The 10,939-nt window shown below is 46.3% G+C and carries 9 protein-coding genes; 1 reads left to right on the forward strand and 8 read right to left on the reverse strand.

Going from position 1 to position 10,939, the window contains the following annotated elements; all coding sequences use genetic code 11:
* Window positions 1–9: 9 nt before the first annotated feature.
* From sppA to PN462_RS06360, 4 genes are all read right to left on the reverse strand, one after another.
* Window positions 10–1,809, reverse strand: a complete 1,800-nt coding sequence (gene sppA / locus PN462_RS06345) for a signal peptide peptidase SppA (RefSeq protein WP_272127181.1) — start codon at window positions 1,807–1,809, stop codon at window positions 10–12.
* 91 nt (window positions 1,810–1,900) lie between these two features.
* A complete protein-coding gene (gene fni / locus PN462_RS06350) occupies window positions 1,901–2,923 on the reverse strand; it encodes a type 2 isopentenyl-diphosphate Delta-isomerase (protein ID WP_272127182.1) in 1,023 nt (340 codons plus the stop codon).
* Between the two features lie 148 nt (window positions 2,924–3,071).
* Window positions 3,072–4,013, reverse strand: coding sequence for a Uma2 family endonuclease (locus PN462_RS06355; RefSeq protein WP_272127183.1), 942 nt, complete (start codon window positions 4,011–4,013; stop codon window positions 3,072–3,074).
* Between the two features lie 130 nt (window positions 4,014–4,143).
* Window positions 4,144–4,959, reverse strand: coding sequence for a tetratricopeptide repeat protein (locus PN462_RS06360; RefSeq protein WP_272127184.1), 816 nt, complete (start codon window positions 4,957–4,959; stop codon window positions 4,144–4,146).
* Between the two features lie 343 nt (window positions 4,960–5,302).
* Here PN462_RS06360 and PN462_RS06365 point away from each other — a divergent pair, with 343 nt between their 5' ends.
* On the forward strand, window positions 5,303–6,118 hold the full coding sequence (locus PN462_RS06365; RefSeq protein WP_272127185.1) for a hypothetical protein: 816 nt from the start codon (window positions 5,303–5,305) through the stop codon (window positions 6,116–6,118).
* Window positions 6,119–6,305: 187 nt separating this feature from the next.
* Here PN462_RS06365 and urtE read toward each other — a convergent pair whose 3' ends face one another.
* The 4 genes from urtE to urtB form a co-directional block, all read right to left on the reverse strand.
* On the reverse strand, window positions 6,306–7,037 hold the full coding sequence (urtE, locus tag PN462_RS06370; protein ID WP_272127186.1) for an urea ABC transporter ATP-binding subunit UrtE: 732 nt from the start codon (window positions 7,035–7,037) through the stop codon (window positions 6,306–6,308).
* 82 nt (window positions 7,038–7,119) lie between these two features.
* Entirely contained in the window at window positions 7,120–7,878 is a 759-nt protein-coding gene (urtD, locus tag PN462_RS06375) for an urea ABC transporter ATP-binding protein UrtD (protein WP_272127187.1), read from the reverse strand.
* A 170-nt stretch (window positions 7,879–8,048) separates the two neighbouring features.
* A complete protein-coding gene (gene urtC / locus PN462_RS06380; protein WP_443029084.1) occupies window positions 8,049–9,158 on the reverse strand; it encodes an urea ABC transporter permease subunit UrtC in 1,110 nt (369 codons plus the stop codon).
* A 154-nt stretch (window positions 9,159–9,312) separates the two neighbouring features.
* A complete protein-coding gene (gene urtB / locus PN462_RS06385; RefSeq protein WP_443029085.1) occupies window positions 9,313–10,488 on the reverse strand; it encodes an urea ABC transporter permease subunit UrtB in 1,176 nt (391 codons plus the stop codon).
* Window positions 10,489–10,939: the final 451 nt, after the last annotated feature.

A 10,939-nucleotide genomic window follows, 5' to 3' on the forward strand; every position in this document is an offset into this window, starting at 1 on the left:
CGGCGCAACTCATTTTATGATTAAAGCAAACGGTAAACGGGAATAAACCCCCTTGGGGTCGCTAAAATCCGTTATACTGCGAAACTGTTGCTGGAGTCCTTGAAACTCACTGGTGATAGGATCAGTTTCAGTCGAGAAACGGGACGACAGTTGCAACGTAAAACGACGCAATAACAACTCCTCCCAGTCGGGTTTAGTCTGATATTCTTCCACCTGCCAATCTTCCCCTAATTCTGCCATTTCTGCGGCCTGTAAAATCGCCGTTTCAATTCCTCCCACCGCATCCACTAACCCCAGTCGTTGCGCATCCTTCCCTGACCATACCCGACCTTGGGCAATTTCAGCCACCTTAGAGCGGGATAAGTCCCGTGACTTCACCACTTTATCTAAAAATAACTCATACACCCGATCTACACTTTCCTGAAACTGAGTCATTTCCGCTTCCGTTTTCGGGCGAGTAATCGTGCTACTATCAGCAAAAGGCCCAGTCTTCACTGTATCCCAACTCACTCCATTCTCATTGGCAATTTCTTGGATATTCGGTAACACCCCAAACACCCCAATAGACCCCGTAATTGTATTAGACTGTGCCACAAGATAATCAGACCCCATAGCAATCCAATAGCCTCCCGATGCTGCTAAATTCCCCATAGAGACAACAATGGGTTTCTCCTCTTTTAACAGTTGTAACTCCCGTAAAATGACCTCCGAGGCCGTTGCACTTCCTCCTGGACTATTGATGCGGACTACTACGGCCTTGATATCTTCATTATCTCGAATTTTGCGGAGTTGACGAACCACGCGATCGCTCCCTATCTCATTTAACTCCCCTTCCCCATACACTATCGGTCCCTGTGCATACACCAACGCTATTTTCTGCTCCGACGAGTTATCCTTATCCAAAGGACTCTGGGCCAACAAATAATTATCAACCGAAATATGCCGAAACCCCGTCTCCTCCTCCTCTTGCTCCGTTACTTCCCGTAAACGCTTGGCCACCTCATCCTCATAGGCCAACTCATCTACCAACTTAGCGCGTTTCGCCTCTTGGGGGAACAAAAACCCCTGACTCTCCACTAAACCCTGTAACGCTTGAGAAGTCGTAGGCCGATCTTGACTAATTACCCCCAAAATATCACGCCAAACATCCCCCAACAAGACGCTAAACTGTTCTTCACTCTCCTGACTTAACTCCTGTCGCACAAACGGTTCAATCGCTGACTTATACTCCCCTGCGCGGACAATTTGTACCCCCACCCCAAACTTTTCTAACGCTTCCGCATAGAAGGTTTGTTGAATACTTAGCCCATTTAACTCTAAAGCCCCCATAGGGTTCATGTAAACCGTATCCGCCAACGACCCTAAATAATATTCCCCCTCTCCCCAATTCACATCATAAGCCAATACTAATTTATCCGACTCCTTAAACTCCACTAACGCTTCACGAACCTCCTGTAAAATAGCATAGCCTGACCCATTGCTCCCCGGACTCCCATCTAACAATAACCCTACAATGCGGTCATCTTCTGCGGCCAATTCTATAGCTTTGAGAACATCCCGCAACTGACTACTACTGGTAGTTTCCCCCACTATACTTTGTTGGAGAGAGTCCAAGGGATCAGTATCTTGGATAGGTTGGGATAAGTCCAAGACTAAAATTGATTTATCTTTAACCGTCGCCGTTTCTTCAGGTTCAACCAGTCCAAAGAGAATTAACGCCACTGACGAAATCCCTAAGACAGAAAACAAGCTCAAAGCTACAAAGAAACCGAGACAACTAGCGAGTGTTTGACGAAGAAAAGACCACATAAATTAATTGGTAATGGGTAATCGGTAATGGGTAATTGGGGGAGTTGAACACACAACTAATACCCAAGAAGAAACCACAAACAACAAAGAATTAATAACTAATTAACCTTGCTTGTTTTAAGTCTCCCAGAGTTCTACTTCCAGTACAGAATAAAACAGTCGTTAATTCCGCTTTTAACAATTGTATTCTCTCCTCCAACGCTTCTGGAGACTCGGAAGCGGCTTGGAGGAAGGGGAAGGCTAACCCTGCTAAATCTGCCCCCAAGGTAACAGCTTTAGCCACTTCTAGCCCATTGCGTAATCCTCCAGAGGCAATGAGGGGGACATAAGGGTATAAACTGCGAATACTGGTGAGACAGTCCGCAGTGGGGATACCCCAGTCAGCGAAAGTTTTGCCCAGTTGTTGCTGGAGAGACTGTTCAGCACGCTCACTCTCTACTTTAGCCCAAGAAGTCCCCCCTGCTCCCGCCACATCTATCCCCCCTACCCCCACTTGCAGGAGTTGACGGGCTACAGAGGCCGATATCCCGTTTCCCACTTCTTTGACAACCACAGGAACGGGGAGTTTACTGCATATTTTTTGGATTTTGTCAAGTAAATTTTTAAAATCTCTATCCCCGTTGGGTTGGATACATTCTTGTAGGGGGTTGAGGTGGAGAATTAACCCATCCGCTTCGAGGATATCCACTGCACGCTGACATTCGCTGACACCGTAAGTGTAATTCAGTTGCACCGCCCCCAAATTGGCAAACAGGAGTATATCCGGAGCAACAGAACGCACCGCAAAGGTATTGGCCAGATCGGGCTTTTCTACCGCAATACGCTGGGACCCCACCCCCATGGCGAGTTTGTGCCTCTGGGCGGCTTCTGCAAGGCGGAAATTAATGGTTTTGGCCTGCTCGGTCCCCCCAGTCATGGAGGAAATGAGTAGGGGGGCGCCGAGGGGTTTATTGAGAAACTGGGTAGAGAGGTCGATTTCCGAGTAATCCAATTCTGGGAGGCAACAATGCTCAAACCGATACCGATCTAACCCGTTGGTATTGCGGCGAAATTGCACATCTTCTTCAAGACAAATCCGCAGATGATCTGCTTTGCGGGTTTGGGTGTTACTCATTGTCTCCTTGTTGCTTTACAGACTCAAGTTTAAAGGATTCGTGGCACAATTGCCTTTTTAGACTCTGACGATCAAGTTTCTCCTACGTTTTACAACAATACTCTATCGAGTGCGATCGCAATTACCGGGTTAGCCATAATTTTTCACTCTACTCCGGTTGATTGTAGTTGATCGTGGCTTGCACTTCCTCTACCGATAAATTTAACGTCTCCGCAATTTGTTCTGGATTCAGTCCTAGACTGGCAAAACGAGAAATGGCCTGCTGGAGTTGTTGAGACGTGCGATCGCGTTCCTGTTGCAGTTCCTGTTGTACAGCATCCCGTTCCTGTTGTACAGCATCCCGTTCCTGTTGTACAGCATCCCGTTCCTGTTGTACAGCATCCCGTTCCTGTTGTGCCAAAACCGCTCTTTCTTCCCCGGTTAACAACAAATTTCCTTCACTATCCCACCACCTCAACCACAACTGCTCTTGATTTTGATAACTCCCTTGCCACAGTCCTAAAAATACTCCCAACGGTTCTACCCAATACCGGCCTTGTTCATTAGGGGTTAAAAGTTCATAACGACCATTATTCCAGTGATACATCTCCAATGTCCCACTACTCATAATAAATATTCCGTAATAGGGTATTCGCATCACCTGTTCATACACCCAAAACTTCCCCGGTTTTGTGACTCCATTAGTTCGAGAAAGGGGGGTGCTGTCCCGTTCTTCTGACCCATCACCACTGGCTAATTCTATAGTCACTAACGGTGCAATATGTTCTTGCCAGAGGACGTAGGAACGGCGAAATTGACCGTTTAACAGAGGGGGAACATTAGGCACATAAAACCAATCCGGTGCTTCTGAACCTCGTTCTGGGGGGTCTGTAATGCGCCAATAAATACCACTGTCCTGTCCTATGGCATATTGTCCGTCAGGATGAATTTGTTGTAAGACTGGACCAATAGAGTCCGTGAGAATAATAGTTTGGGGATGTTCTTGAAAGTTCTTCACAAATGTACCATCTTCACAAGGGAGTTGGGTATGGTCGGGTAAGGATTTTTCAATGACATTCGGGGTTTTTAACTCTGTGAGGCTGGTTTCCATTTTCTATCCCTCTTATTCTGTTTTCATTACTGCTGATTCAACTCACTTGTATTGTTCATCAAGATATATTTCTGATCATAGTTAGGATGAACGACTGGTTGCGATACAGAGTTAATGCTCCCCATCTCCTTTATGAATCAGGAATCGCTTCGGCCATGCGTTTGATCTGGTCTTTATATTTAGCCGGAGCAATAGCTAAGGCTCGATTATACAGGCTTTTCGCTTCCTCATAATTTTCCCGTTCCTTGAGAATTTCTGCTTTGGCCCAGACGGGGCGAAAATCCTGGGGATCATTGTCGATAATTTTGTCATACACGGTAATGGCCTCCGTGTAACGCTCCTCATGCTCATAGACTCGCCCTAAGAGCATTTGTACCGAGGCCACGTCAATGCTCCCCGGTTGGGCCGTATTGGCTTGGGCGGCGGTTTGTAGGGTGGTTTCGAGGAGGCCAATGGCTCGCTCTGGCCGGTCTTTTTCTAACTGGAGGGCGACCATCCCTTGTAAGGCTTTAATATAGCCGGGATTGTTCTGTAATGCCTGTTCGTAGGCTTGAAATGCTCCTTCATCATTCCCTAGATGTCGTCGCGCTTGGGCTAATAAAATCCAATAGTCTGGTTGCTGGGGGTTGGTTTTGGCGAGGCGTTCTAAGGGGGCTAGAGCGTCCTCTAAGCGTCCTTGTTGTAAGCGAACCTCGATTAACCCTTCTAGGGCGGTTGTGTTGTCAGGTTCGCGTTCTAGCACCATCTGATAGCCCCTCGCTTGCATGGCGAGTTCCTCCTGTTGGGAAGGGGTGGGGGACTGGACCGGAGATGCAGAGGAGGAGGCCGACTGGTTGGCCTGTAAGGCACTTTCGAGCGCAGGTAATAGGGACACCCCCACAAAGATGAGGATGACCAAAATTAACACGACATAAAGCCAGCGATTTCGAGGTCGAGTAGTTTTCACAGAATCAATCGCTCTTGCAGCTACAAACAGTATCTCATCCCATTTTAACCATGATTGGTGGAGGAGTCTTGGCCAAACTATACGGATATACGGTTTCATCCTCTGCATTGAGTAAAATAAGCAGACATCCAGTTATTGTAAGGCTCTGGTGACATTTCTCACTGGCGTTTAGGATCGCCAGCGCGGTGAGATGAGGCTATATATATTATGATGACTGTTCTCATGTATTAAATTATTGTGAAGGAGACAGTCTTCTGAAACCGAAACCGGGTCAGAGTCTTCATCTGTCACTGAGCAAGGGAATTTGTCCGTTTTCCCGCTTTTTTTAACCCGTCCACCCATTATGACATCTCGATCAATCGTGTCTAATATGCCGTCTAGTGCCAACGAAAGCACTGCTATGAATAACAACACTCCGACCCCAGATACTGAGGGTCAAACTCTCCCTGAGCGCAAGATTCGTAAACAACCCATTCCCCCGGCCAGTGAAGCTCGACAATATCGCGCTATTGGTTTGGTGCAGGGACGTTATCACCCCTCGGAGGAGCAACAGACGAAGGGAACAGTCATCGCGGATGATGGCACAGAGTTGGATGCTGTCCTTTTAGGTCGGGTGATCAGTTTGGTTAAGAATCATTTAGATTTGAGTCAATCCCATTTGTGGGTGGTGTATCCGCGCACCCGACAGGATGATGAGCAACTGCATATCCAGATTACTGGGGTTTGGGAACCGGAATTGCTGCATACGAAGGAGGAACAGGAAGAAGCTGCTAATTTAGGGAAAATTGCGGAATTGCATTCCCAGGATGGTTACTTCTCGATCCGAGGTGAGGTGGTTTACTATTCCTTTGAGGAGGAAAAGGTGGTGGTGCGCATTCAGCAAACCCCCCGTAAGAAAACCCCTCCTAAGAAGTTCACGCTGCAACTCAAGGGACTCCTCCCGGAACGTCCGTTAAAGCATTTTTGGGAACTCCATGTCGTCCGTCAGGGGTCTGATTTAATCATTCAAGAGGCCCACGATTTTGGCTTTATGAAACCTGCTGGAGGTCGGAAAGGCCAGTTTAAGGGTAAAAAACGCCCCCCTCGCAAACCCCAAGGATCACGGGATCAAGGGCCGCGGGAGAAACCCAGTAAACCGCAAAAGTCTAATCATGGGTGATGGGTGATGGGTGATAGTCCATAAATAGCATAATAACCTTGGGTTAAAACCCAAGGCTAATAGCTGAAACCCGTGTTTAACGGGTTGATAGATAGATGGTAAATTCAATAATAACCTTGGGTTGAAACCCAAGGCTAATAGCTGAAACCCCTGTTTAACGGGTTGATAGATGGTAAGTATTCAGCTATTATACGGCTAAAAATTCTTGGATGACTTCTTGGCTAAGGTCTTGGGTGGGTCCAGAGGCGACAATTCCTCCTTTTTGCATGGCATAATAGCGGTCTGCTTGTCGGACAAAATGGAGGTGTTGTTCGACTAATAGGACGGAAATTCCGGTGGTTTCGATGATGTTACGCACGGCGGCTTCAATTTCGAGGATAATGGAGGGTTGAATGCCTTCGGTGGGTTCGTCGAGGAGGAGGAGTTGCGGTTTCCCCATTAATGCACGCGCGATCGCAAGTTGTTGCTGTTGTCCTCCACTCAAGTCTCCCCCCATGCGGCCTAACATACTTTCTAAGACGGGAAATAACTCTAAGATTGCGGGAGGGATGGTTTTTTTCTTCACTTTGGGATTCGCTTCTAGTCCCAACAGGAGATTTTCCTCAACGGTGACACGGGGGATAATTTCCCGACCTTGGGGAACATAACCAATGCCTAGTCTAGCACGGCGATCGGGGGTTAGACGGTTCATGGGGTTTTGGTGCAAGGCCACTGTCCCTTGACGAGCAGGTAACATCCCCATAATACTTTTCAAGAGGGTGGTTTTGCCTACTCCATTACGACCAATTAAACAAACCATTTCTCCTGAGTTTACGGTCAGATCAACATCTCGTAAAATGTGACTCTCCCCGTAATACACATTGAGTCCTGATATCTGCAACATGGGGGTTTTGGGTTTTTCTAGGGCAATTTGGCTCATTGTTTTTGGTAATTAGTAATGAAAGATGGGGGAGTTGGGAGTTGGGAGATGGGGTAAACGAAGAACAATCAACTATCAACTATCAACTATCAACTATTTCCGGTGTTTCTCCTAAATAGACTTCAATCACACGGGGGTTATGTTGGACTTCTTCCATTGTGCCTTCACATAGTAATGAACCTTGATGTAAGACTGTTACAGTCCGCGCAATTTGTCGCACAAACTCCATGTCATGCTCAATAACTAAAATAGAGTGACTTTCGGCTAAAGCGAGTAATAATGAACCTACATTTTCTGTTTCTTCATCGGTTAATCCGGCTACGGGTTCATCTACTAATAATAATTCTGGAGATTGTGCCACTAACATTCCAATTTCTAAGCGTTGTTTTTCTCCATGAGAGAGCAAATTTGCTGATAAATCAGCTTTTGCAGTAAGTCCAATGGTTTCTAATAATCCTACTACCTTACGTTTATCTCCCGACGAAATACGACCCATTAAGGTACTCAATAAGTTTTTATTTCGGTTACAAGCTAAATCTAAATTTTCTCGCACGGTTAAATTTAAGTAAATGCGAGGGGTTTGGAATTTACGACCAATCCCTAAACGAGCAATTTCATGCTCTTTATAACCGACTAGACTTTTTCCTTTAAAGTAAACATTTCCTTCGGTGGGTCTAACTTTCCCGGTAATAACATCTTGTAATGTAGTTTTCCCTGCACCATTGGGGCCAATTAAAACCCGTAATTCTCCGGTATTGATGCTTAAATTAAGTTGATTGAGTGCTTTAAACCCATCAAAGCTAACTGTTAAATTATCAATTTCAAGTATTTTCTCATCCATAAGACAATTTTACCCAATAAAGTTGTAATTATCCATTAAGCGGTTGTGCATTTAAATTGGTATGTGCTAGGAGGCAATTCTGCAACTGGGAAAGGGATTAGAGTATTTTTTGCTCACTGGGAGAAACCCAGTTTAAAAAGTGTTTGACTTTATTAATTGTCCATTATAAATTATTCTTCAAACTGCTCTTTTTCTTGTTGAACTTGCGGATCAGTTTCTAAACTGGGATATGTTACCACATAGGATTTAAATCCAAACCAATGTTGCATTTTTTCCCAACCCCAACTCCGTAACCAACCAATAATTCCGTTGGGTAGGACGGTGACAACGATTAAGAATAATGCACCTTGGAAAAAGAGCCAAACTTCGGGAAATTGCTCACTTAATAAAGTTCGGGCAAAGTTCACTAAAACTGCGCCAAAAATTGCCCCTACTAAGGTTGCTCGACCTCCGACGGCCACCCAAATGACCATTTCAATTGAGAACGGCACTTCCATGGCACTGGGGGTAATAATACCGGATTGTACGGTATAGAGGGCCCCGGCAATTCCTGCGATCGCACCAGAAACCGCAAAGACAAACACCTTAAACCCGGTGGGATTATACCCCGAAAACCGCACCCGACTTTCATCGTCTCGAATCGCAATTAATAAGCGGCCAAAACGTCCACTGGTTAACCAACGACAGAGGAGATACATGGCTACCAAAAAGAACACTGTAAGACTATAAAATGTCATCTGTGCGGGAGAAGAACTCACCACCATCCCAAATAATTCTTCAGTATCGGTTTTGAGTCCATTTGTGCCGTTAATCAGCTTTTGTTGTCCATTAAAGAAGTTAAAAAAGACAATTAAGGCCGCTTGGGTCAAAATGGAGAAATAAACCCCTTTAATACGGTTACGGAACACTAAATACCCCAAAAGGCCAGCAACAATGGCCGGGATCAGAAAAATGGCAATGAGGGTAAAGGGAAAGGACCCAAAGGGTTGCCAAAACCAAGGCAACTCGGACACCCCGTAAAGGGTGAAAAAGTCGGGAATTTCGCCTTCGGGGAGTTGCATTTTCAGGTGCATGGCAAAAGCATACCCCCCCAAGGCAAAAAAGATACCATGACCTAAACTGAGTAACCCGGTAAATCCCCAAATTAAATCAATTCCCAAGGCAACGATCGCAAGGGAGAGAAACCGCCCCAGCAACTTGAGCCGGAATTCCGGTAAAATGGCGGGTAGGAGGAGGAGAAGCAAAAACGCGATCGCAACAATAGCCACACCCTCAATCATTAACTTGCGTCGTTTCTGACGTTTTAACCCTTGACTACGACTCAACACTTGACTAGACATAAAACCTTACTCAATAACATTGACTTCTGATGCAATACAGGGTGCTAACGCTCCAACCTCCAACCGTCTGCCGTCTGCCTTCAGACGATAACTGCTATAACTCTGCGGTGCGTCCTTTCGGAGCAAAAATCCCCGATGGTCGGAATTGCAAGAAGGCAATAATTAAGGCAAACACCAGCACCTTGGCCATACTGGTGCTTTCAAAGAAAGAAGTAATATCAATGAGCGGTTGCAACACCGGACTTTGCAACGATCCCAGCAACAGGGGAATAGTCCCCGATCCCACAATATAGGTGACAACCCCAATCACCAGGGCCGCAATAATACTCCCAAACAAGTTGCCCACTCCGCCGACAACCACCACCATAAAAGTGTCCACAATGTAATTCTGTCCGGTATTAGGGCCCACAGACCCTAACAGCGTAATGGCAACACCCGCAATTCCCGCTAACCCAGATCCAATGGCAAAAGTTAACGCATCCACTTGATTCGTCGGGATACCTAAACAAGCACTCATGGAACGATTTTGCGTAACAGCCCGAATGCGTAACCCCCAGCGCGATCGATTTAAAAAGAGAAAGACTCCTACCACACAGACAATCGTTAAAACGATAATAAAAATGCGAGCATAGGGCAATTGAAAGTTACCCAACGGCAACCCCCCTCGCAACCAGGCCGGGGCCGTCACATCCACATTTCTGGCACTAAACCAGGGTTTGCTGAGATTATCGTAACGGTTGAGGAGGAGAAAAAGCGCGATCGTAATCGCCCCAGACAAAACCAAAAACACACCAATAGCCCATTGCTTAATCCGCGGCCAGAACCCTTGGCGACTGAGAACCACCCACGCCCCAAAAAACAGCCCACAAAACACCGTTAACCCAACCGCCAAACTCCAATTCACACTGCGAACAAACTGCCGCAAAATGAGACTCACCCCCCAAGTCGCCAACAACGTCTCCAGAGGACGGCCATAGAGGAAACGAATCACCCCCCGTTCAATCGCCAACCCCACCAACGCCGACACAATAAACGCCACAGGTAACGCCACAAAAATATAAACACTCGACCACCCCTCCCCCAACGGCTTAAACACATTCTGCACCACAAACGTGCTATAAGCCCCCAACATCATCAACTCCCCATGAGCCAAATTAATCACCCCCATGAGGCCAAACACAATCGCCAGTCCCAATGCTGCCATCAGCAACACCGAACCGATACTTACCCCATTAAACACCCCCTGTAAAACAGAATTAAAAATAAACATCGGATCAATCCCGTCCCCTGTTTGCGCTAAAACAATCATCTTTTTGTTGTTGTTGGTTGTTGGTTGGTTGTTTATTGTTTGTTGTTGGTTGTTGGTTAGTTGTTTGTTCTTTGTTAGTACCCCCTAAAGGTCTTAAATCGTTCATAGTAAGCCCTAAGCGAGCTTATTAGATATCTCAACCCGTTTTAACGGGTTTTAGCTCTGAGCCTTGGGTTTAAACCCAAGGCTCACCAATGGGCGGCATTCAACCCCAAGCTCACCAATGGACGGCATTTAACCCCAAATGGGAGGCATTTAACCCAAGGCTCACCAATGGGCGGCATTCAACCCAAGGTTCATTAACGGGAGGCATTTAACCCCAAGCTCACCAATGGGCGGCATTTAACTAAAGGCTCATTAACGGGAGGCATTTAACTAAAGGCTCACCAATGGGCGGCATTCAACCCCAAGC

Source organism: Spirulina sp. CS-785/01 (genome assembly GCF_028330525.1).
Lineage (GTDB): Bacteria > Cyanobacteriota > Cyanobacteriia > Cyanobacteriales > Spirulinaceae > JAQMSD01.

Excerpts from the sequence above, each read along its gene's own strand:
- PN462_RS06355 (WP_272127183.1), bottom strand. The coding sequence starts at position 4,013 with ATGGAAACCAGCCTCACAGAGTTAAAAACCCCGAATGTCATTGAAAAA.
- urtE (WP_272127186.1), bottom strand. The coding sequence starts at position 7,037 with ATGAGCCAAATTGCCCTAGAAAAACCCAAAACCCCCATGTTGCAGATA.
- urtC (WP_443029084.1), bottom strand. The coding sequence starts at position 9,158 with ATGATTGAGGGTGTGGCTATTGTTGCGATCGCGTTTTTGCTTCTCCTC.
- urtD (WP_272127187.1), bottom strand. The coding sequence starts at position 7,878 with ATGGATGAGAAAATACTTGAAATTGATAATTTAACAGTTAGCTTTGAT.
- fni (WP_272127182.1), bottom strand. The coding sequence starts at position 2,923 with ATGAGTAACACCCAAACCCGCAAAGCAGATCATCTGCGGATTTGTCTT.
- PN462_RS06365 (WP_272127185.1), top strand. The coding sequence starts at position 5,303 with ATGACATCTCGATCAATCGTGTCTAATATGCCGTCTAGTGCCAACGAA.
- sppA (WP_272127181.1), bottom strand. The coding sequence starts at position 1,809 with ATGTGGTCTTTTCTTCGTCAAACACTCGCTAGTTGTCTCGGTTTCTTT.
- urtB (WP_443029085.1), bottom strand. The coding sequence starts at position 10,488 with ATGTTTATTTTTAATTCTGTTTTACAGGGGGTGTTTAATGGGGTAAGT.